This window comes from Aquimarina megaterium XH134, assembly GCF_000520975.1.
GTDB lineage: Bacteria > Bacteroidota > Bacteroidia > Flavobacteriales > Flavobacteriaceae > Aquimarina > Aquimarina megaterium.
In genome coordinates, this window is record NZ_JACB01000032.1 from 148,834 (window position 1) to 171,549 (window position 22,716).

A 22,716-nucleotide genomic window follows, 5' to 3' on the forward strand; every position below is an offset into this window, starting at 1 on the left:
TATTTTTAGAATAAAATAGATTAACCTAAAAATTGGCACGAATTTTGCTATAATAAGGGTCTTCAGTGTTAGGGAAAAAAATTAAAAAACACTGGGAATACAACAATCAATATACCATAATTGGTACATAAAATAGTTTAAAAATTAACTTTTAATTAGTTAGTATTATTGGTTTTATCAATGCATTAAGATACTATTAAGTGTTAATTATCATCAAAAAAACGTTAAAATATTTAAAGGATAGCGCTTATCTTCGTATCATAAGCCTAGACTAACAAAACAATATAATTGAAACTATCATAATTAGTATAAGTTGAGTTTGTGTTAAATACAATTAAGTTTCAATTTAGACCCCTGGGAGTAGTTAACCCGGGGGTCGCTTTTTTGGTCTTGTTTTGAATATAAAACCTTAAAAAACAGACTCCAATTCTTATTGTTTTTTATTTTTAAGAGTAGTATGTGTGCTTCCAAAGAAAATAATTAATAACATTTAGAATCTAGGTAATTTTGCAATACCATTGCATTACAATATTACTATCTTTGTAATGTGAAGATTTTAGCATTCATATTATCAATATATTTTCTGGCACTCGATTTTATGCCTTGTAATGATAGTATACCTATCACAGAGGATTCTCAAATTGAAGCTTTTGCAGATTCTTGCGAAAATCACGATCATAGTATAGAGAATGATTTATGCTCTCCTTTCTGTCAATGTCATTGTTGCCACGTTCATGTTATTGATTTTAGTATTGATACGTATCAATTAATATCTCCAGAAATTTCTACAGAGTTATTTGCCCATTTTGATAGTGTTGGTAAAGAAATCTCTAATACACTATTCCAACCACCGCAAGTTTAATTTAGTTTTATAGGATAACTATGTCTTGTTGCTATCTTTTTAAAAGAAAGTAACAGCTATTTAACATCGAGAAATTCTGTTAAATCAGATTGAATCGAGATGTCTAACTGAATTAAAACTATTATATGCTTAATAAAATAATTAGGTATTCCATAACTCATAAATTGATTATTGGATTACTAACACTAGCATTGATTATTTTGGGAATATATTCATCAAAACAGCTGCCGGTGGATGCTGTTCCCGATATTACAAATAATCAAGTACAGGTGATTACCTCTTCTCCAACATTGGCATCACCAGAAATAGAGCGGCTAATCACTTTTCCTGTAGAAATTACAATGGCTACCATTCCCGAAATTGAAGAAATACGTTCGTTTTCGCGTTTTGGACTATCAGTAGTAACCATTGTTTTTGAAGAAAACGTAGATGTGTATTGGGCAAGACAACAAGTTAGTGAACGTCTTGTCGAAGCACAATCCCAAATCCCTGAAAATATAGGAAAACCAGGGATAGCACCTTTAACTACTGGTCTGGGAGAAATTTACCAATATGTTATTACTACAAAACCAGGTTACGAAGACCAATATGATGCAACAGAATTAAGAACTATTCAGGATTGGATTATAAAACGTCAACTATTGGGTACACCAGGAGTAGCAGATGTAAGTAGTTTTGGAGGATATCTAAAACAATATGAAATTGCAATACGTCCCGAACGATTAAATGCTATGAATATATCTATTTCTGAAATATTTAATGCATTAGAAAGTAATAATCAAAATACAGGTGGTGCCTATATAGAGAAGAATGATAAAGCCTTATTTATACGAAGTGAAGGATTGATAGGTACCATAGAGGATATAAAAAACATTCTTATTAAACAAACATCTGATGGGATACCGGTTTTAATTAGTGATGTAGCCAAAGTACAAACCGGAAAAGCTATTCGTTATGGCGCTACCACTCGTAATGGAGAGGGAGAAGTAGTAAGTGCTATTGTAATGATGCTTAAAGGAGCAAATTCTGCAGAAGTAATTAAAAATGTAAAAGACAAAATAGCATCTATTACCAAAACGCTTCCAGAAGGAGTAATAATCGAACCTTTTTTAGATAGGACCAAATTAGTCAATAATGCAATTGGTACAGTGACTACTAATCTTATAGAAGGAGCATTGATTGTTATTTTTATCCTATTATTATTACTAGGGAATTGGCGTGCAGGGCTTATTACAGCATCGGTAATACCATTGTCACTTTTGTTTGCCTTTAGTATGATGCACCTTTTTGAGGTTTCTGCAAATTTAATGAGTCTTGGGGCAATTGATTTTGGTTTGATAGTAGATGGTGCAGTAATTATTGTAGAAGCTACTTTGTTTCATCTTGGAGCTTTAAAACTTAATAGGAAGTTGACACAGAAAGAGATGGATGAAGAAGTGTATAAATCAGCTAGTAAAATCAGAAATTCTGCTGCTTTCGGTGAAATCATTATTCTTATTGTGTATTTACCCATTTTAGCCCTGGTAGGAACAGAAGGAAAAATGTTTGGTCCAATGGCGAAGACAGTTGGTTTTGCTATCCTGGGAGCTTTCATACTATCACTAACTTATGTTCCTATGATGTCTGCATTGGTGTTGAGTAAAAAAGGAACCCATAAAGAGAATATTTCTGATAAAATCATGAATTTTTTCTATAGACTATATGAACCTATAATTAAATGGTCGATGCGTAGTAGAATATTTATTCTGGCAATTACATCAGGACTTTTTATAATAGCATATTTGGTGTTTAATAACCTTGGAGGAGAATTTATTCCAACACTTGAAGAAGGTGATTTTGCTGTAGAAACCAGAGTACTTACCGGAAGCTCTCTTTCTAATACAATAAAAGCTACAACCAAAGCAGAGAAAATAGTACTCGATAATTTTCCAGAAGTATTACAAGTGGTTTCAAAAATTGGTTCGGGAGAAATACCTACTGATCCTATGCCTGTAGAAGCCGCAGATATGATGATTATTCTTAAAGATAAATCAAAGTGGGTATCTGCTTCCAATCGTTCAGAATTGGCTAATAAAATGGCAGAAGCTTTAGAAGTGCTACCAGGAGTGGCTTTTGGTTTTCAACAACCTATTCAGATGCGATTTAATGAACTAATGACAGGGGTACGCCAGGATGTAGCCATAAAAATATATGGAGAGGATTTAACCCGACTTTCCTCTTATGCCAATCAGATTGGTAAAATTGCAGGAAAAGTTAAAGGAGCAGTCGATGTTTATGTAGAAGAGGTGACAGGAGTACCACAAATCGTAATCGATTATAATAGAGCCCAATTGGCAAAGTATGGCTTGGATATTAAAGCAGTTAATAATACAATTCAGGCAGCTTTTGCAGGGGCATCTACAGGATTGGTGTATGAAGGAGAGAAACGTTTTGACTTGGTAGTACGATTAGATAATAGTAACAGAACCAGTCTTGCAGATGTGCAGAATCTTTATATTAATGGGCGTAATGGAGAGCAAATTCCATTGCAACAACTGGCAACTGTGTCTATCAAAGATGGCCCTTATCAAATACAACGAGATAATACAAGAAGACGTATTATCATCGCTTTCAATGTTCGGGATCGCGATGTCGAGAGTGTTGTAAAAGAAATTAGCGCTAAAATTGATAATCAGGTAAATTTTGAATCAGGATACACCGTTGCTTATGGTGGTCAATTTGAAAATCTGATCAAAGCTAAGCAACGTTTGGCGATAGCAGTTCCTTTAGCATTACTGCTTATTTTCATTCTATTGTATTTTACTTTTGGTTCTTTAAAACAAGGAGTTTTAATATTTACTGCAATCCCTCTTTCTGCTATAGGAGGTGTCTTTGCTCTTTGGCTTAGAGATTTGCCATTTAGCATTTCTGCTGGCGTTGGTTTTATAGCCTTATTTGGCGTAGCAGTCTTAAACGGAATTGTACTTATTGCAGAATTTAATCGATTAAAAAAAGAAGGTATTACCGATATTTTTGAACGAATCTATAAAGGAACCAAAACTCGATTACGACCCGTAATTATGACTGCAACTGTTGCTTCATTAGGATTTTTACCAATGGCAATTTCTCAAACTTCGGGAGCAGAGGTACAGCGACCTCTGGCAACAGTAGTTATAGGAGGATTGATTACCGCTACTTTTTTAACTCTGGTAGTATTACCTATTCTCTATTATTATTTTGAAAAAAGAGTACAAATGAAACCAAAAAAAGCAATGCTTTTACTAGTAGTATTTCTTGGAGTAACAGGAAATATGACTAGCATAAATGCTCAGACTAGTGAAGCAAAAACCATATATCAAAGTATAGAAGAAGTTATGGACGCAGCTTTAAGAAATAATCCAAACCTAAAAGTTGCTGCGCTTCAAACCAAGAAAGAACATGCCTTAAAAGGAACTAGTTTTAACCTGCCCAAAACTGATTTTGATCTGACATATGGACAAACCAATAGCGATTTTGATAATGATACTCGGTTTAGTATCAGCCAGACGTTTGCCTTTCCTACGCTTTACACCAACCAGAATAAGTTGGCTAAAGCAACAATAAAATCCAGTGAATTGAATCAGGAAGTGGTTCAAAATAAAATAGTAACACAATTAAAAGCAACGTATTATCAATTGTGGTTCCTAAAGAGTAAGCAACAATTACTTCAAAAACAAGATAGTATTTATCAGCGATTTGTATATGCTGCAAACCTGCGATTTAAAACAGGAGAAAGTAATGCATTAGAACAAGCAACAGCCAATGCAGAAGTTGCAGATTTACAAATTAAAATACAGGAGAATAATGCAACCATACGAGGATATCAATTGCTTATGCAAAAATTGGTAAATTCTGAAAACAAGGTTGATATTGCTGTAGGAGATTTAAAAGTAAAATCAAATTTACTGCCAGTAGATCAAAATACTACAGCTGTAGAAAAAAATCCTACACTATCTTTTTACAAGGAACAAATAGCGATTGCCGATATTAAGAAATCGGTAGCCGTATCAAAAATGCTTCCCGATATCACATTAGGGTATTTTAATCAATCTTTTAATGGCCCGGGACAAACCGCAAATGGATCCGATGTGATTTTTGATTCTGGAGACAGATTTACCGGGGTAAAGTTAGGTTTGGCTATTCCGATATGGGGCAAACCACATGCAGCAAAAATAAAAGCTGCCAAAATTCGTCAAAAAGAAAGTCAGGCACAGTTAGATGTGGTTGAAAATGAAGTCACTACTCGGTTAAATATGCTTTTGGAACGACTAGAAAAAAACCAAAAGAACTTGTTGTATTATGAGAAAAATGCGCTTTCACAATCCGAACTGTTATTAAAACAATCTCAGCGAGGTTTTACAGAAGGAGCTATAGGATATATAGAATATGTACAAGGACTCAATCGGGCACTAGAAATTCAAACCAAATACTTAGAATTCATAAACGCTTACAATCAAACTCTTATCGAAATTGAAAGTATAAACGCAATTCAATAAAAATGAAAACAAACATATATAAATTAATAGCTATATTCATACTTCTGCTTATCTTAGGGTGTAATAATAAACCAACTACAACTTCTGAGGAAAAACATGAAGAAGGTAACGAAAACTTTATTGAGTTGACCGATGAACAAATGAAGCAAACTCAGATAGAAATAGGTAAAGCTCAGAAACGTAAAATAGGAAATGAGTTAAGTGTAAATGGGATGATCGATGTTCCGCCACAAAGTAATCTTTCTATTACAGTTCCTTATGGAGGGTTTTTGAAATTTACCGATATGTTACCAGGCACACGATTAAGAAAAGGACAACTTGTAGCAAGAGTAGAGAATCCTGATTTTATAGAGTTTCAAAGAGATTACCTCGAAGCAGTTGCAAAAAATGAATACCTGAAAGCAGATTATAAACGTCAGGAAACACTAAATAAAGAAAATGTCTCTTCGACAAAAGTATTTCAAAAGGCAAAAAGCGATTACCTAATTAATAAAGCAAATATTCAGGCGTTAGAAAGTAAATTAAAAATGGTAGGTATCAATCCTTCTAATGTAAACAATGGAAGAGTATCTTCTATGGTAAATGTATATTCTCCTATTAATGGAGTAGTGAGAGAAGTATATGTAAATACCGGAAAATACTTTGGATCAGAAGACGTGTTAATGGATATCACTAATGCCGAAGATTTGCATGTCGAGCTCAAAGTGTATGAAGATGATATCCCATTAATAAAAAATGAGCAACGTATTCGTTTTCGATTAGCAAATGAACCTGATAAATGGATGGAAGCAGAGGTTTTCTTGATAGGTAATAATGTAAGTGATGATAGATCAATAACTATTCATGGGCATTTAAAAGAGAAAAACCAGGAGTTGCTTCCGGGAATGTTTGTAAACGCAAAAATTGAAGTCGGTGCTCGCGAAGCATATGCGGTTCCAGAAGAAGCCATAGTTCGTTTTGATGGAAACCATTATGTTTTTGCAGCAGGAGAAAAAAGAAGCGAGGGAGAAACAATGGTTACAGATTTTGAAATGATACCGATCACCAAAGGGACCGAAGAAGAAGGATTCGTAGCGATTACATTAGAGGATAAAAATAAAGATATTAGTATCATTCGATTAGTAATAAAAGATGCTTTTACCATTTTAGGGAAGGCAAAAAATAGTGAAGAAGGAGGTCACGGTCACGGGCATTAATAATGAACACTATTGAAAGTTTTTTAGAATCAAAGAAAGTACGACCAACAGCGATGCGATTATTGGTCTATAAATATATGACTCAGAGTAATGTAGCTAAAACACTTGGAGATATTGAAAATGCTTTTGCAAAAGCAGATAGAACAACGCTGTATAGAACCGTAAAGACATTTGAGGAAAAAGGTATAGTACACCAGGTAGATGATGGAACGGGCACGATAAAATATGCGCTTTGCGAAGCTGGTTGTAATTGTGATATTGACAGAGATTTACATTTACATTTTCGTTGTAATAACTGTAGAGAAACGACATGTCTTACAGAGCATAAAATTCCTCAAATCAATTTACCAGATGGATATATAGCAGAAGACATGAATTTGGTCATAAAAGGTATATGTGAGCATTGTAGCGGTTAATAAATGCACTTCCGTTGCATGACTACTGTACATATTTTTGTATAAAACATGTAATTATATGAAGTTTAATATAACAATACCACCAAAGCTTAAAATCGAATATGATAAAGAATTGTCGCTTTATAAAACGGCATTATCCAATAACAATTTGCCAAAAGCCTGGGATCATTTAGAACGCAGCCATATTTTGGGGCAATCATACCCGTGGGAGCATTCTTATACGCATTATTTAATGCTTAAATATGGCGTGCTTACCAGAGATATCAAAGAGATTTTTGGACAAGTTATTCGCTTGATTGTGGGTGGTTGGAAATCTTTTATTAATAAGGTCCCTATTGGTAATACAGGAGGTGCTAATGTACCTCCTTTAAAAACAATGCCTATACCTCATGATTTGAAAATAAAATTAGAATCATACCAAAAGTAATTATGGGACACGACCACTCACATGACCACGCAGGAAAGAATTTAAAAATTGCATTTTTTCTAAATTTGGGCTTTACAATTTTAGAAATTATAGGAGGTCTTTATGTAAATAGCATTGCTATTATTTCTGATGCTATTCATGATTTAGGAGATTCACTTTCTTTAGGTACTGCATGGTACCTCGAAGGGAAATCTAAAAAAGAAGCCGATGCCAAATTCTCATTTGGTTATAGGCGTTTCTCTCTCTTAGGTGCCCTGATTAATAGCATTGTTTTGATTTTAGGATCCATTTATGTGATTTATGAAGCCATAGGCAGATTATTAGAACCCGAACATTCTGATGCTGGAGGAATGATTGTTTTTGCACTTATAGGAATAGCAGTTAATGGTTATGCAGCATGGAAAGTAAGTAGCGGGAAATCGTTGAATGAGAAAGTGGTTTCCTGGCACTTGTTAGAAGATGTATTGGGTTGGGTTGCTGTACTTTTTGCAGCGATTGCTATATATTTTACAGATGTACAGTACCTTGACCCTGCCCTTTCTCTTTTAATAACCCTGTATATTCTATATAATGTTATTAAGCGATTAAAAGAAACATTATTCGTATTTCTACAGGGAATTCCGAAAGATATTAATATAGAAGAAGTAAAATCAAAAATACTACAAGTACCACGTGTTGATTCTATACACCACCTACATGTATGGTCACTAGAGGGAGAACATCATGTTTTTACAGCACATGTTAAGCTAAAAGACATTACAGAAACCGATCAGATTATTTATATAAAATCAGAAGTTAAAAAGGCCTTAATGATCTATCATTTTAGCCACTGTACTATTGAAACAGAATTGGATGGTGAAATGTGTATGGTAACAAAGCAATAAGAGGTTATTTATATTCTATTGTATTAAACTTTAATAGCAAATTACCAGTATTTTTTAAATCATGAACAAAATCACCTTTGGTATCATGATCATAATATGATAGATCTCCTTTTTGGTACTTTATTTCGACAATCCTACCATTTTCATGATGAGATATGGCAACCCCTTGGGTTAAACAAATCCAGGTATAGTTTTTTGTATGTTTATGAAACGGTAATTGATCTCCGGGTTTTAATAGTATAGACCAAACCTTAATACTATCATCTTCAAATAATAGAGTGTTTCCAATACGATTACTTTTATTGCTGTTTTGTAGTTCTTGCATTTTAGTGCTATCCCAATTTTTAAAACTACCGGCAGGATTAAGTTCTTTTGTGACCATAATTTTATACATCTAAAAATGGATAATCGGTATACCCTCTTGCATCCCCACCGCCAAAAAGAGTATGGGAATCAGAAATATCATTCATTGTAGCATTTAATTGTACTCGTTTCGGGTAATCAGGATTGGTTAGAAATTTTCTTCCGAACCCTACCAGGTCAACTAAGTTTTTGCCCAATAGACCATTAGCTTCTTTGGGAGTTTTATTTCCTGTAGCTATAATTGTATGTGTAAAATTAGCTCTCAATTTAATTCTGAAATCTTCTGGAATTATGGGAGCATCATCCCAATCGGCTTCGCATAAATGAATATAGATTACTCCTATTTCGTTTAATGCTTTGGCAGCAATCATAATGGTCTCTAAAATTTCGGGGTCATTCATATCTTTAAAACTTATAAAAGGGGATAGTCGTACTCCTGTTTTATCAACACCTATTTCATCTGCCACAGCTTGTGTAATTTCTTTAAGGATACGAATTCTGTTTTCTTTGGTGCCGCCGTATTCATCTGTTCTATGATTGCTATTACTTCGTAAAAACTGATCAATAAGATATCCATTTGCTCCATGAATTTCGACTCCATCAAAGCCGGCTTCGATAGCATTTTTTGCTCCTATCCTAAATTCTTCGATAACCTGGGTAATATCGCCTTTGGTCATTTCCCGAGGCTTTTCGACGGGAACAAATGTGGCATCACCATTAGGAGCACCATCAAAAATATATACTTGTGTATCTTTTGCTATTTCGGCAGAAGGAGCAATAGGTTGTAATCCATTTACTTTTGAAGAGCTAACACGTCCCACATGCCATAGTTGTAAAAAGATTTTACCACCTTTTTTGTGTACTGCCTCTGTAACGAGTTTCCAACCTTCGATTTGTTTCTGAGAATAGATTCCTGGAGTTTTTGCATAACCCATTCCTTGTACAGAAATTTGAGTAGCCTCGGTAATAATAATCCCGGCAGATGCTCTTTGTTCGTAATATTTTGCCATTAAAGCATTAGGTATATTTCCAGGTTCTTCTGCTCTGGAGCGTGTCATAGGAGCCATTAAAAAACGATTTTTTAATAAAATCCCATTCATTTTGTATTTTGTATATAGCGTGGTTTTCATAACTTATTTTTGTAAGAGGTTATCAATTGAAAAAGGGTTGTTTTGTGTTGTATCAATCAAAAGGTAAAAGAACAGTACGTAGACCATTTGAAATCCGACCCATTCCCATTGTTCGACCAAACAAGAACCAAAAATTAGAATAATCATTAGTATTCCTCCAGCGAGGCAGGTACGATAGGTAAATAACCCAAAAATTAGGAAGATACCAATCGTGAGTTCTGCAAAGGGCAATATTTTGGCAAAAGAAGAAATGAATATTTCGGGTAGTACTACTTCTTTATAAAGGTTTATCATCCAGTTGCTAAAGGTTTCTATTTTTGGAATTCGTACCAATCCATGTGCTAAAAGGTTGGTGCCCATTGCTAATCGTAGTAGTAAATAGGCATGATTTTTTGAAGTTGTATTTTTCATTGGTTATACATTAATTCAGAATTATCTCTAGGTGTCTTTGGGTCGTCTTTTATCATTTTTGCAATATCATCTTTACGCATAAATACAACACCTTTATGTTTCTTAGCATACTGTATGAATAGGTCTACCGCACGAACAATTGATGGTGCCCCACCGATTCTGTCGTGTAAACTCACAGACATCATTCTTCTTTTACTTCCTGCTTCATCATATAATTGATCAAACTCCATTTTTAATTGATTTAAAAACTGGCCAGGAGTCCAATTTTTACCTTCAATATTTACGATATCATTATTACGAAGTGTATACGGCATGACTACAAAATCCTTTCCTCTAACCTCTGTGATAAATGGTTCGTCATGGCTTAAATCATCTATATGATATAAGAAATCAAGTTCTTGTAGCACTTTTAGTGTGTTGGGACTACGTCGTAGCCAATTCGCATTATAACCTCTACCGCGTTGTCCGGTAATCGTTTCAACTGTGTCAATACCAGTTTTTATAAATGCTAATTCCTGTTCATATGTCATATCCCATTGGTCACTCCATGCGATACCATGTGCAGCAATTTCATGACCGCGATTTGCTATAGCTTTGGCAACTTCGGGGTATTTGATAGCAGCAGCGCCAACGATATGAGAACTAACTTTGATATTGTGTTTATCCCACAAATCAAGCATTCGGTAAATACCTTCTTTGGCACCGTAACGAAACCAACTTTGTGCGGGAAGATCAGGATGTCCCTTTGGTAATGGTTTTGCTGCAAAAGAACTTTCTGCGCCCTCTGGTTGTCCGCCAGTTTCAAATTGCATTGAGAATGAGATGACCAGTCGTGCATTATTTGGCCAGAAATGATCTGTTATGCTATCGGTTTCTATTGTGGTGGTCTTTATAAGTTTTTTTTCTGAAGTATGACTAGAAAATAGAACTACACATGCGCTTATAGAGAGTATTAAAAAAGATATTTTTATTGGTTTCATTGGATTTTACCATTTGATTTATAATGCAAATTTAGATGAAGGAAGAAGTCTGTTTTTGGTACATATTCATTGTATATTTGTAAAAATCTATGCTAGTATACTTGTGTCAAAACGTTTTTTTAGTGCAAAATCTTTAAATGTATTCGAACTGTCGCTTGATAAGTGGGAGTATCCAAAGCATTCTCATAATTTTTTCGAATTGATTTTTATTCTCAAGGGGAATGGGCAACACATTTTAAATGAGAGTGTTTTTGAATATGCAGAAGGGGATATCTTCTTATTGACGCCAAAGGACGAACACGAATTTATCATTAGTGATCATACAGATTTTGGCTTTATTAAATTCACAGAGCAGCTTTTTATAGAAAAAACAGAACTTGTTTCTGATTTAAAATGGCGAAAGAATATAGATGCTATTGTATTACATGCTAATAGTATTCCCGAAAATATTATTTCTAATACTACAGATAGATCGCATGTATTCGAATTGTTTCGAATTATTAAAAAGGAGTACCAAACCCCCTCCTTGTATAGCCGCTCGATTTTATTAGAGCTATTAGGTGCATTATTAATTATAATATCAAGAAACCTTAATAAGAATGTTGCTATACCTACCATTTCTGAAGAAGAAAAGGTGAGTGATGTACTCACATATATTCGGCAGAACGTTTTGGATAAGGATGCTATTAGAATAAAAAAAATTGCTGCAACATTTAATATGTCTCCTAGTTATGTAAGTGTATTTATTAAAAAGCATGCGGGTATTTCGATACAGCAATATGTAATTCAGACAAAAATCAAAATGGCAGAACGATTATTGAAACAAACAAATTTGAATATTTCTGAAATAGCTCAAAAAACAGGTTTTACAGACTCTAGTCATTTTAATAAACTATTTAAAAAATATACAGGTAAAAACCCGAGTGACTTTTAATCAACCAAAATAATTTTATAATTAATGTTTTTTTGGAGTCATTATTGTGATAATGTTTAATCTATAAATTTCTATACATTTAGATAATGGAGATAAATTATAATGTTGTATCGCTGATCGACACTCTTGGGTTAATACAAGGGGTTATTCTTGGTCTGTTACTTATTATTATAAATAGAAAAAGGGATAAGTCTACTTTGTTTTTGGGTTTGTTTATAATTGTATATGCCTTAAACTTGCTCCCGGCAATATTAGAAGATTTAAATATTACAACGTATTATCCTCGATACAATTTATTGCCTTTTGATTTTACCTGGTTGATGTTTCCTTTATTTTACATCTACGTTCAGCAGGTTTCAATACTCTCTAAAAACAAACTCAATTATGGGGTGCTAATCCCGGGAGTATTAGAATTTATTATCGGAATAGTTGTGTTTTTTCAGGATAATGACTCGAAAATAATAATAGAAGAATCTCTTTGGTATAATCTTGTACTTTTAGGAGGAGTTCTTTTTTCTTTCTATATAGGTTTTAAAACTTTAAACTTTATAAAAAAACATACCAAAGAGTTAAAAGATCAATATACGTCTACAGAATACAGAGAGTTACGTTGGGCAAGAGGGTTTGTTGGTTTTGGGCTTCTCCTTACTTTTATTGCAATAGCTTCAGAGTTTTTTGACACTGGTTTTTACCTTCATCTAACTCTTTCTACTATTAATGTTATGTTATTGTATTGGATATCGGTACGAGGTATTCTTCAGCAAAATGTAAAGACTTTAATCCCTATTGAGGATAGTGAAAAAACTGTTGACAAAAATGACAAAAACAATGGTTCTTTAATAAATAATGAAAGTACAATACAATTACTACAAGAAATAAAGAAATATATTCAGGATGAAAAGGTATATACTATACCTGATTTAACTATCATTGATATTGCAGAAAAGATAGGAGCACATCCCAAACGTATTTCTGGTGTAATAAATTCCCAGCTTAATCAAAATTTCAACTCATATATCAATAGTTTTAGAGTTAAAAAAGCAAAAGAACTTCTAAGAAGTGATATTGCAAATAGTTTAAGCGTCGAAGGCATTGGTAACGAAGTTGGTTTCCAAAGTAAAAGTACGTTTTATGATGCTTTTAGAAAATATACAGGCACTACTCCTTCTCGTTTTAAAAACGACGAATAACCTTCTTTTTTTATGTCCGGATTCCTGAAACAGGAATGAAACCTTTGATTTTACTACTATTTCCGTTCGGATTTCTGAAATCCGAACCGCTACTCTATTGGTTTTCTTGGCCGTCTTTTTCCTTTTAACAAATCTTTGTGCAACGTTAAAATAAACTATTCAAAAATGAAACGTGTAGTTATAATATTACTGGTTTTTTTAATTGTGATCTGGTCCAGTTTTATTGTTTGGGAGTTACAGATAACCAAATGGGAAAAAACCATAACTGGTCCGGCAATACGAGTCGATATGGTTCTTATACTCCCCATCCTGATTGGAGTAACTATTTATGTGATTGATCAAATTATTACAATATTAAAAAAGAAATGAAAAAACTAACATACATAATCAATCTCTTATTTTTTATAAGTATTTCTGTATATGGCCAGAAGATTCAAGATTTAGAATATTTATTAGATCGAGAATGGAAATACGATCCATCGGGAATAGAATCTGTAGTCGAGGATTTATATGTGAAAATATTGACCGAAGTAGAAAAAAAGGGTAATAAAAAAGAAGGCAAAGAACTAAAATCTAATAAAAAGGAAATACTATTATCAATTAAAGAATTGGCATCCAATGCCAGATTCAAATTCAATTCAGACTATACATTAAATACAGAGGTAAATGGAGATGTTACCGAAGAGAAATGGACGTATAATGGTAATAGCAAAACGATAAGTTATGTAAATAGTAAAACTAATGAAATCAATACCAGAACGATTAAAAAACTAACCGAAACTGAGTTTGTTTTTGTTAATCAAGATGGACAGGAGATAGCATTTATACCAGCATCGCCAAGACAACCATTTGATCCTTTAGTATTAAAAGAAGATTTAAAAATCTACCGTAATATTATAGAAACGGCACATAGTGGAATGTATTTGTATACTTCTAAAGAGGTCTTTGACTCAATATTCAAAAAAGCAAATGAAAAACTACCAACACTCAAAAACGCTAGGGAATTTTATAATCTAATTACGGGTATTCATACCAAAATTAATTGTGGACATTCTAGTTTTTATACCTCTGGAGACATTTTTTCAGAAGTAAAGAACAATGCTACCAAAGCCTTTTTCCCTTTTAAAGTGAAATTTTTAAAAGATACATTAGTCGTTGCTCAGGATTATGAGAAATTAAAGAAGGGAACTCAAATTTTAAGTATTAACGGAAACACAATTAAAAAGATAACTACAGAAACTTTTAAGTTACTGAGTTCAGATGGGTATAATACTACTTTTAAATACAGGCAATTAGAAGATGATTTTTCGACCAACTACTTTTTGGCTTTTGGACCACAAGAGAAATTTACCATAGCATATTTGCATGATTCAGATAAGGAAAGCTGTACTGTAAAATTACCGGGAATTCCGAAATCCGAATTAGAAAATACAGTTACAGAAAGTCATTATGAAAAACCATATTACTTAGAATATGTGGATGATAATACGGCTTTATTAACAGTAAATACATTTTCGACTGAAACCCGAAAGAATCAAAAAAAATTCTTCGGATTCCTTAAAAACGCTTTCAGTGAAATAAATAAAAAAGGAATTAAGAATCTGATTTTAGATATCAGAGAAAACACTGGTGGAGATGATGGAAATGATATGGAATTAGCTTCGTACCTAATTGATACACATTTTAAAGAAAACAAGTATAGAAAATTAAACACCATTGATAATGTACCACCATATCCGCAGTATTTACTGCCACAATGGTATGATATGATGGAATTAGATGCCGATAGTAAACCTGAGGCTATCCAAAAAACTATGAAGAAAATGGTGAAAGAAGAAATGATAAAAGGAGATGATGGGGCGTATTATTGGAGAGAAGATAAGGTTATTCATCGTGATCCGGCAAAAAACAAGTTTAAAGGAAATGTATTTGTCTTAACAAGTGGTAGAGTTTTTTCTGGTGGAGGTTTGTTTAGCGCACTAGTGAGGGATAAAAGTAATGCCATTTTTATTGGAGAAGAAACTGGAGGAGGATATTACAGACATACAGGATCTATTCCATTGTTTTATAATCTACCCAATTCTAAATTAATCTTTTCCATCTTCATTGTGATTAATGAGCAAGATGTCGATAAGAAATTATTTCCAGAAGGTAGTGGTACTGTACCACAGTATAAAGTATACCAAACAATTGAAGAGTTTATCGAAGGAAAAGATGCTGTTATAGAGAAAACAAAACAATTGATAAAAGAAGTGAAGTAATATTTAGACAGTAAAAAATAGGGTGTTCTAGAAGTTTACTGTTGTGTAAGAAGGAAGAACACTGAAATTAATAATAAATAATAAAAAGTAAGAAAAATGAAAAAAGTAATTCTATTAAGCGGATTTATTATCGCATCAATTGTAACAAGTAGTGCACAAACTTCGACTCCAAAATATGAAGTAAAGGTTATTACCAGTGTAGAATCTATAGTTCCAAGTGGTTTAGGGCGTTCAAGACTTATTTCAGCAAATGCAGAAAGAGATTATAAGGAATTCACTTCTACACAAACAGAAGATGATAATACACGTAATAAATCAAAAAGAAAAGCAATTCGTGTTAAGGATTTTGAGGAAACTAAACTTTTAAACTTTTACAATCTGGTAGGGATTCGTTTTCAGAATATTGCAGCAAACGATGCGGTAATTTCATCAAAGATAACTACAATGCTGGCAGAAGGTTGGGATCTGATTTTTGTAACCAGTGCCGTAGAAAGTGATGCAGGCGAAGGAGATAGCAATGGGATATTTATTACACGTTTCATTTTTAAACGCGCAATACAATAGTGAATTAATTCATAAAAACGAAAACATGAAAAAAACCTATTTAATTGTGCTCTTTTTTGCAGTTAGCTTAGTACAGCTTCATGCACAAAAAACGTCCTCTTTTTATGTTGATATTGGAGGTGGTTTTTCCTCCTTTCAGGACGTAAAATACTCTAATGTAAAGTATAATGGATTTGGTGGTGTATTTGGATTAGGGTATCTAAAAGAAAATGAAAAAGCAATTTGGGGAATTAATTTACAAGGAATAGTAACTACAGAAAAAGCTGCTACTCACGACAATACAGTTAGCACTTATAATCCTATGTTGCAGGCCAAATATCTTCATCGTATTAAAGAAAATCTATTTATTGGTGCAACATGGGACGTGCTGGATTTATATGCAAAAAACTTTGATGGTTTGGGCAATAACAGTGCATATAATGTAACAGGAAGCACATTGTGGGCTTCGGCAATATATGATTATAAAAAGTTTCGTTTTGGCTTAGATTTAGGATTGGTTTCTTATTTCAAAGAAAGTACGGGGTTTGCTTTTTCGGCATCGCAGAATGTACTGGAGAATGGAGATTTTGATTATCAAAATGATAAAATAGATAGCCCTTTTGCCTTTAAGTACTATGAATTGAGAACTATACCCAGACATTTTCAGGTAAGAACAAGCATACGATATCAATTATCAAACCGGTTTTCTGTAGGTTATAAATGGCATCTGAGGAAGTTTTCTGAGGTTAAGAAGTATCCGGTAACGTATGGTATACATTCACTCTCTATTCGATATAATATTTTTAAACGCACTAAGTAAGAGTGATGCATTTTAATTAATTTTTTAATAAAACATTGTAATGAAATATCTAAAAATAAAAATGGGTCTTCTTCTATTTTTGGTGGTGTTCAGTTCTTGCGAAAAAGCGTTGATGGAACCAAATCCAAAAACAGATGCACTTGCTGTATTTGATGAGTACACCACTCTGGTACAGGAGAAATATGCTATGTTGGAATTTAAGAATGTGAATATAAATACGTTGAGAAGCAACCTTAGAGGAAAGATTAACGCGACTACAACTCAAAAGGAATTTTTTGAAATTCTAGGAGAGGTTACCAAAAGTTTAAGAGACGGTCATTCTAGCCTTATCGAAGATCAAAACAATCCAAATGGCATGTCTATAAGCTTTGATCTTGAAGAAGGGTATCCGGTAGGAATAGACGCAGCGATCTTAGTGAATAATTATATTGGTAATACGGTCAATTCTGAAATAAAGACATTATCAGGTGGGCAGGGATTTAGAGCTGTATGGGGTACTTTACCACAAGATAGAAAAATCGGATACCTATGGATTCCTTCTTGGAATGTTGAGATTTCTGATGATGAAATTGAGCGAATATTCTTGGATTTAAAAGACACCAAAGGTCTCGTTTTTGATATGCGAACTAATACAGGAGGCGATCCGGCTTTGGCAACCAAATTTGCATCTTATTTCACAAATAAACCTATTTATAACGGCTTTGAACGTTTTAAAACAGGTCCGGGACCAAATGATTTTTCTGATAGTCATATCACGCTTCAACCATCGGGTAGTGCAAACAAATACCTGAAACCCGTAATGGTGCTTACCGATAGAAATGTATACAGTGCTTCTACTACTTTCTTGTATTCTGTAGATCCGGTAGAAAGTATAAAAACAGTAGGACAAAGAACAGGAGGAGGAAGCGGTTCTGTAGCCGATGGATATTTAGCTAATGGATGGTATTGGAGCCTCTCTACAAGTGAATTTATTGATGCCCAGGGAAGACATCTGGATGATGGGGTAGATCCAGATATTCCTGTAGTACTTAATCTTGAAGATACAACAAAAGATGAGGTGATAGAGCGTGCAATAGTAGAATTGCAATAGCGCATAAATCGCTATAGATCTAATCTATATAAAAGCATTAAACGCAGTTAGGTTCGGGGGAGTAGTCGCCTGGGGTCGTAGTTAGAAATAGCTAAAACCTCAGGCTTTCTATGTTTTAACAAATAATCCAATTAAATATGTTATAGACAGAATAGAGTGATGACCTGAAGATTAATTTAGATAACTCTAAAACCAAACTCATTACAAAAACACTTCCTTTTTTTCGTTAGGATTGCTTTTTAACATAGTTCTGATAATAGAAAACGATGACTTCTGAATTAAAAATTTAGTTTATGGTTTTCCGTACATATTAAGTGTGGTAAAACCATAATTTTGTTTTCTATTACTGTACCAATAAGGTAAAGAAGATAATCGAATAATCATTATCATTTTTCGTAGTACAGTATGTGTTTTTAATCTATAGCTATGAATTCTATGTTAAAGCAAATACAATTGATAGAACGAATTGATCAGCTTATTCGTTTGCAAGCTACCGGATCTCCTGTAGAACTGGCAGCAAAGTTAGGGATCTCTAAAACCAAATTATATCGTATGCTTTGTATCATGAAAGAATTAGACGCACCTGTAGAATTTGATACACTCACACAGAGTTTTGTGTACTCAGAACCGGTAGGATTTACTTTTGGGTTCTATAAAAAAAGGTCAAAAAACGAATATCATTAACCCTTCTGTTAGGTAAATAAGAGAACATAACCCATATCTAAAACCTGATACCAGGTACCTGAAACCCCCTTTAAATTTATTTCTAAAAAAACTTTCATTTTTTTTCTCAGTCCCGAAAAACGAAACTGGGATGATTTAATATTGCATCAGGAATAACTAACATGACATAAAAATAAGTTCATTTATGGTGCTTTACCCATGTTTATAAACAGTTACTAAAAAGTTGCAGATCAATACAAAAATATTGATTTGTTATCACATTTAGTTATGGTTGTAATTGTAGGTTTGGCACCAGGAAAAACAAAATCAGTCATTAATTACTTTTTTATGAAACATCTTATCACTACGTTAACGTTCTTGCTTCTGGGATTTACAATTCTTGCTCAAGGAGGACAACCACCCACAGAACCACCAAAGATTTTTCCTACTTCTCCCGAAGCAGCTAGTTTAGGAAAGTATGGAGAGATTCCCGTTAATCTTTCTACCGGAAGAATGAACCATACTATCCCGTTGCATACCATTAATGAAGCAGGCTTTAGTCTGCCGATTTCGCTATCCTATAATTATTCTGGATTGATGGTCGATGTGATTCCCGGAGCTACCGGATTGGGTTGGGATTTTTCTGGTAAAGGAATGGTTACCCGACAAGTTCGTGGTCTTGCAGATGAGTCACCGCTTGGATATATCGGGCCAAATGAAATAGGAAAAAAAGTACATAAGTATCATACAGATTCTCAAAATATGACATCAGAAGAGATTGGATTATTGATACGAGAATCTGCGGCAGGAAAATGGGATACAGAATCTGATAAATATATGATTAGTGTAGGTTCTCTATCTGCTACTTTTTATTTTAACCATAATGGTGAAGCTGTTTTTGCACCGTATAAGAATTATAAGATAACTCGTTTGTTTGGGGCTCAAGGTAGTTTTAAAGGTTTTAAGTTGATAGACGATGCAGGAATTAACTACTTTTTCGAACTTCAGGAAACTACCGAGATTGAAACCCTAAGTGCTACAGAACCTACCATAACGACCTACCCTTCTGCCTGGGTAATTACCAAAGTAGAACTTCCTAATACAAAAACGATCACTTTCGAATATCAAAACTATACCGTACGACAAAGAACATATTCTGATGCCTGGACCTTAGTAGATCTTGATTCTCCAGAATATACACGGTGTATACAAGAAAAAGGCCTAAACAGTGTTTCTCACTCTTATTCTGATAATACTACCGAAGGGTTATTATTGAATAAAATCATTACTCCATCAGAAACCGTAACCTTTGATTATACTACCTATACTGCAATTAATATTGATAAAAACCCGACATCACTTGATGCGATAACGATAAAGAATGCTATAGGACAAGATGTAATGACATATACGTTAACGTATACTGATAAAGCTGCTACCCGAAAACTTCTAACTGCAATAGATAGAGGAAGAACAAGTGCCTCACAACAACAAAGTTATTATCGATTCGAATACTATGGTAGCCCTGCTGCAACTATTGATTATTATAAACAAGATTATTGGGGGTATTACAGTGGTAATACCAATAATACAGGCAGTCTGATTTCAGAAAACTCAAATCGATCTCCTGATTTTAACAGTACTCGTCAAGGTGCTTTAAGAAAGATACATTATCCTACCAAGGGATATTCAGAATTTATCTATGAGCAAAACCAGGTGTTTGGAAAACTGGATACAGGAGAAATTGGTAGTGAAGCTCGTTTGGATGTAAAGATAGATACCATAATCACTTCAGATAGGTATCCTTTAAATGAAAACATCAATAAAACCATTACCATTCCTTTTACTCCACAAGTACTTCCAGGCGGCGGTGGTATTAAAGTTAGCTTAGGCTATTATTTACATACTTCTATGGGATATTCTCTGGCTTCGGTAGAACTTAAAAAAGTTGGAGGAGGCGTAGTGTCAAATTGCCCGGGTCAGGGTATATGCAACTATAAATCTGAAATTTCCTCAGCAGAACAAGAACCAGTTACCAAACAACAGGATCCAACATTATATAGCCTAGAAGCTGGAGATTATGAACTGGTTGTTCAGTTAGAAAGAATAGCTGCACCATCAAATCCAGATAGAACACCAAGAGCCGTAGCTAATGTACAGCTAAAATACTATTCGGGAACCCCTCCTCCAGAACCAGAAGTGATTAATATCCCTTTTGGAGGACTACGAATCAAAGAAGTAAACTCTTATGACAGTCAGGGAGGGCATACCACCAAACGATATTCGTATATGAAAGAAGATGGGATTACTTCTTCGGGAATTAATCTTTCAAAACCTGTATTTGTAAACAAAGAATCCTATCATTACCTGCCGGATCTTACTCCTCCGGGTAAAGCAAAAATGGACTGTAATCTTACCAAAAGATCATCATCCAGTACGATTCCGTTAAGTACTTATATTGGTAGCCCGGTATTATATACTACTGTAGAAGAGCAATCGATAGGAGATGTAAATGAAATGCTTAAAACCCGTTCTTATTTTTCGGGAACCAAAAATTTGGAAGAAGACTATCCTTATGCTCCTATAGAGCAAAGTAACTGGAGAAAAGGACTTGTGAAAAAACAAGAATCCTATGCCAAAAACGGAAATGCATATGAAGTGAATGGAAAAACTACCAATATATACAATAAGTTAGAAAGGCATTTAGGAGCGTTAAGCCATTTAAATTCGTTTAACTTAAAAGCAGGTAAGGTTAGATATATCTTCGATGCCGATGGAAATCTACAAACGTCTACATCTGGGGTTAATAATTCTGAGTGGACCCAATATGTAAACCGTTCTGAATTGTATCCTATTACATCATCAAAACAAGAAGAAATTCATCATAGTAAAACCATTACCAAGGAGGTTACCTATACCTACGATGATCCATATGGGCAGTTAAAAACACAAACCACTACAATTAGTAATCAGGCTACCGTTGCTACAAACTATAGTTATCCTTATGATAAGAGTAGTACGGTAAACAATGCTCTGGTGACTCAAAACAGGATTACGACTCCTATAGAAATTCAAAATATAGAAGCAGGTGATGTATTATCTACCCAAATCACAGAATTTACAGATTGGGGTAACGGGATTCTACTACCTGGGATTACTAAAATTGCCAAAGGAACTGATACTCCTGAGCCACGCCTTACCTATCATAAATATGATACCGAAGGAAATCCATTAGAAGTTTCACAGGCTGATGGAAGTCGTATTATGTATATCTGGGGATATAACAATACTCAACCTATTGTAAAAATTGCTAATGCCAGTTATACTGGAATTCCTGCTACGGCTACAGCAATAATTACCCAATTACAAACGGCATCCAATACCGAAGATACAGCTGCAGAAGAGGTAACCATGCGTAATTTGTTTAAAGATCTTAGAGAACACACCTATTTTGCAGATGCTCAGGTAATGGGGTATACCTATGATCCATTAATTGGTGTGAGTAGTATAACTAGCGCAAAAGGAGAAACAGCATACTACCGTTATGACGAAATGAACCGTATGCAATATGCATTAGATGATGATCAACATATCGCACAACAAGTGCGTTATAATTACCAGGGAGAACAAACAGCTACTTTGGGTGATGTGACCATTAGTCCAAGCTTAAGCGCAATACAGCCGAATCAGGCAGCTACTTTTACTGCTAATACCTCAGGAAGTGGCGGTGCCGATCTCTATACCTGGTCTGTAAATGGTACACAAGAACAATGTGATAGTAGTACAAGCTTTACTAAAGCTTTTAGTGCCGAAGATACATATACTGTATCTGTAATAGCGTATAATACGCAAACCAAACACCGGGTAAGTAAAACGATGAATGTAGTGGTGGCCTATCCTCCTATTACGATCCCTACAGTAAGTGCAAACTACACTAATATTGTAAAAGGAACCAATGTAAGTTTTACTGCTTCAAGCGTAGGAGGCGGTACAGGAGATCTAAGATACGAATGGTATGTAAACAATGTAAAA

19 protein-coding genes are annotated in these 22,716 nt (G+C 34.1%); 15 read left to right on the forward strand and 4 right to left on the reverse strand.

Features of this window, described 5'->3' with window-relative positions:
- The first annotated feature begins 547 nt into the window (after nt 1-547).
- From Z053_RS0117215 to Z053_RS0117240, 6 genes are all read left to right on the forward strand, one after another.
- Nucleotides 548-862 (forward strand): DUF6660 family protein, encoded by a 315-nt coding sequence (locus tag Z053_RS0117215; protein WP_025666230.1) that lies wholly within the window; start codon nt 548-550, stop codon nt 860-862.
- A 125-nt stretch (nt 863-987) separates the two neighbouring features.
- On the forward strand, nt 988-5,376 hold the full coding sequence (locus Z053_RS0117220; protein WP_025666231.1) for a CusA/CzcA family heavy metal efflux RND transporter: 4,389 nt from the start codon (nt 988-990) through the stop codon (nt 5,374-5,376).
- Nucleotides 5,377-5,378: 2 nt separating this feature from the next.
- Nucleotides 5,379-6,572, forward strand: coding sequence for an efflux RND transporter periplasmic adaptor subunit (locus tag Z053_RS0117225; RefSeq protein ID WP_025666232.1), 1,194 nt, complete (start codon nt 5,379-5,381; stop codon nt 6,570-6,572).
- A gap of 2 nt (nt 6,573-6,574) precedes the next feature.
- Nucleotides 6,575-6,988 carry a Fur family transcriptional regulator gene (locus tag Z053_RS0117230; protein ID WP_025666233.1) on the forward strand — a complete coding sequence of 138 codons (414 nt, stop codon included), beginning with the start codon at nt 6,575-6,577 and terminating at the stop codon, nt 6,986-6,988.
- A 58-nt stretch (nt 6,989-7,046) separates the two neighbouring features.
- Nucleotides 7,047-7,415, forward strand: coding sequence for a DUF3703 domain-containing protein (locus Z053_RS0117235; protein ID WP_025666234.1), 369 nt, complete (start codon nt 7,047-7,049; stop codon nt 7,413-7,415).
- A gap of 2 nt (nt 7,416-7,417) precedes the next feature.
- Entirely contained in the window at nt 7,418-8,299 is an 882-nt protein-coding gene (locus Z053_RS0117240) for a cation diffusion facilitator family transporter (protein ID WP_025666235.1), read from the forward strand.
- A gap of 4 nt (nt 8,300-8,303) precedes the next feature.
- Here Z053_RS0117240 and Z053_RS0117245 read toward each other — a convergent pair whose 3' ends face one another.
- The 4 genes from Z053_RS0117245 to Z053_RS0117260 are packed head-to-tail and all read right to left on the reverse strand — an operon-like array spanning nt 8,304 to nt 11,183.
- Nucleotides 8,304-8,681, reverse strand: a complete 378-nt coding sequence (locus Z053_RS0117245) for a cupin domain-containing protein (RefSeq protein ID WP_160170116.1) — start codon at nt 8,679-8,681, stop codon at nt 8,304-8,306.
- A gap of 4 nt (nt 8,682-8,685) precedes the next feature.
- Nucleotides 8,686-9,792, reverse strand: a complete 1,107-nt coding sequence (locus tag Z053_RS0117250; RefSeq protein WP_025666237.1) for an alkene reductase — start codon at nt 9,790-9,792, stop codon at nt 8,686-8,688.
- A 3-nt stretch (nt 9,793-9,795) separates the two neighbouring features.
- Nucleotides 9,796-10,203, reverse strand: coding sequence for a DoxX family membrane protein (locus tag Z053_RS0117255; protein ID WP_025666238.1), 408 nt, complete (start codon nt 10,201-10,203; stop codon nt 9,796-9,798).
- On the reverse strand, nt 10,200-11,183 hold the full coding sequence (locus Z053_RS0117260) for a polysaccharide deacetylase family protein (RefSeq protein ID WP_025666239.1): 984 nt from the start codon (nt 11,181-11,183) through the stop codon (nt 10,200-10,202). The genes Z053_RS0117255 and Z053_RS0117260 overlap by 4 nt, the downstream gene beginning before the upstream one ends.
- 103 nt (nt 11,184-11,286) lie before the next feature.
- On the opposite strand from Z053_RS0117260, the gene Z053_RS0117265 reads away from it, so the two are divergent.
- From Z053_RS0117265 to Z053_RS0117305, 9 genes are all read left to right on the forward strand, one after another.
- Nucleotides 11,287-12,117, forward strand: coding sequence for a helix-turn-helix transcriptional regulator (locus Z053_RS0117265; RefSeq protein ID WP_152538328.1), 831 nt, complete (start codon nt 11,287-11,289; stop codon nt 12,115-12,117).
- Between the two features lie 86 nt (nt 12,118-12,203).
- Nucleotides 12,204-13,307: a helix-turn-helix domain-containing protein gene (locus Z053_RS0117270; RefSeq protein ID WP_025666241.1), complete on the forward strand. Its 1,104-nt coding sequence runs from the start codon at nt 12,204-12,206 to the stop codon at nt 13,305-13,307.
- A gap of 165 nt (nt 13,308-13,472) precedes the next feature.
- Entirely contained in the window at nt 13,473-13,676 is a 204-nt protein-coding gene (locus Z053_RS0117275; protein ID WP_025666242.1) for a hypothetical protein, read from the forward strand.
- The gene (locus Z053_RS0117280) at nt 13,673-15,568 is read left to right on the forward strand and encodes a S41 family peptidase (RefSeq protein ID WP_025666243.1); all 1,896 of its coding nucleotides are present in this window, start codon (nt 13,673-13,675) and stop codon (nt 15,566-15,568) included. The genes Z053_RS0117275 and Z053_RS0117280 overlap by 4 nt, the downstream gene beginning before the upstream one ends.
- Nucleotides 15,569-15,664: 96 nt before the next feature.
- Entirely contained in the window at nt 15,665-16,132 is a 468-nt protein-coding gene (locus tag Z053_RS0117285) for a hypothetical protein (protein ID WP_025666244.1), read from the forward strand.
- Nucleotides 16,133-16,157: 25 nt separating this feature from the next.
- Nucleotides 16,158-16,931: a hypothetical protein gene (locus Z053_RS0117290; RefSeq protein ID WP_025666245.1), complete on the forward strand. Its 774-nt coding sequence runs from the start codon at nt 16,158-16,160 to the stop codon at nt 16,929-16,931.
- A gap of 40 nt (nt 16,932-16,971) precedes the next feature.
- Nucleotides 16,972-18,021 (forward strand): S41 family peptidase, encoded by a 1,050-nt coding sequence (locus Z053_RS0117295; RefSeq protein ID WP_081748286.1) that lies wholly within the window; start codon nt 16,972-16,974, stop codon nt 18,019-18,021.
- Nucleotides 18,022-18,447: 426 nt separating this feature from the next.
- Nucleotides 18,448-18,705, forward strand: a complete 258-nt coding sequence (locus tag Z053_RS28825) for a hypothetical protein (protein WP_025666247.1) — start codon at nt 18,448-18,450, stop codon at nt 18,703-18,705.
- Between the two features lie 249 nt (nt 18,706-18,954).
- On the forward strand, nt 18,955-22,716 hold a 3,762-nt coding region (locus Z053_RS0117305), incomplete at its 3' end, for a PKD domain-containing protein (RefSeq protein WP_152538329.1).

What these genes read in the sequence shown, in the direction of transcription:
- Z053_RS0117220 (WP_025666231.1), top strand. Translation starts at nt 988, where the DNA reads ATGCTTAATAAAATAATTAGGTATTCCATAACTCATAAATTGATTATT.
- Z053_RS0117225 (WP_025666232.1), top strand. Translation starts at nt 5,379, where the DNA reads ATGAAAACAAACATATATAAATTAATAGCTATATTCATACTTCTGCTT.
- Z053_RS0117230 (WP_025666233.1), top strand. Translation starts at nt 6,575, where the DNA reads ATGAACACTATTGAAAGTTTTTTAGAATCAAAGAAAGTACGACCAACA.
- Z053_RS0117235 (WP_025666234.1), top strand. Translation starts at nt 7,047, where the DNA reads ATGAAGTTTAATATAACAATACCACCAAAGCTTAAAATCGAATATGAT.
- Z053_RS0117240 (WP_025666235.1), top strand. Translation starts at nt 7,418, where the DNA reads ATGGGACACGACCACTCACATGACCACGCAGGAAAGAATTTAAAAATT.
- Z053_RS0117245 (WP_160170116.1), bottom strand. Translation starts at nt 8,681, where the DNA reads ATGGTCACAAAAGAACTTAATCCTGCCGGTAGTTTTAAAAATTGGGAT.
- Z053_RS0117250 (WP_025666237.1), bottom strand. Translation starts at nt 9,792, where the DNA reads ATGAAAACCACGCTATATACAAAATACAAAATGAATGGGATTTTATTA.
- Z053_RS0117255 (WP_025666238.1), bottom strand. Translation starts at nt 10,203, where the DNA reads ATGAAAAATACAACTTCAAAAAATCATGCCTATTTACTACTACGATTA.
- Z053_RS0117260 (WP_025666239.1), bottom strand. Translation starts at nt 11,183, where the DNA reads ATGAAACCAATAAAAATATCTTTTTTAATACTCTCTATAAGCGCATGT.
- Z053_RS0117270 (WP_025666241.1), top strand. Translation starts at nt 12,204, where the DNA reads ATGGAGATAAATTATAATGTTGTATCGCTGATCGACACTCTTGGGTTA.
- Z053_RS0117275 (WP_025666242.1), top strand. Translation starts at nt 13,473, where the DNA reads ATGAAACGTGTAGTTATAATATTACTGGTTTTTTTAATTGTGATCTGG.
- Z053_RS0117280 (WP_025666243.1), top strand. Translation starts at nt 13,673, where the DNA reads ATGAAAAAACTAACATACATAATCAATCTCTTATTTTTTATAAGTATT.
- Z053_RS0117285 (WP_025666244.1), top strand. Translation starts at nt 15,665, where the DNA reads ATGAAAAAAGTAATTCTATTAAGCGGATTTATTATCGCATCAATTGTA.
- Z053_RS0117290 (WP_025666245.1), top strand. Translation starts at nt 16,158, where the DNA reads ATGAAAAAAACCTATTTAATTGTGCTCTTTTTTGCAGTTAGCTTAGTA.
- Z053_RS0117295 (WP_081748286.1), top strand. Translation starts at nt 16,972, where the DNA reads ATGAAATATCTAAAAATAAAAATGGGTCTTCTTCTATTTTTGGTGGTG.
- Z053_RS28825 (WP_025666247.1), top strand. Translation starts at nt 18,448, where the DNA reads ATGAATTCTATGTTAAAGCAAATACAATTGATAGAACGAATTGATCAG.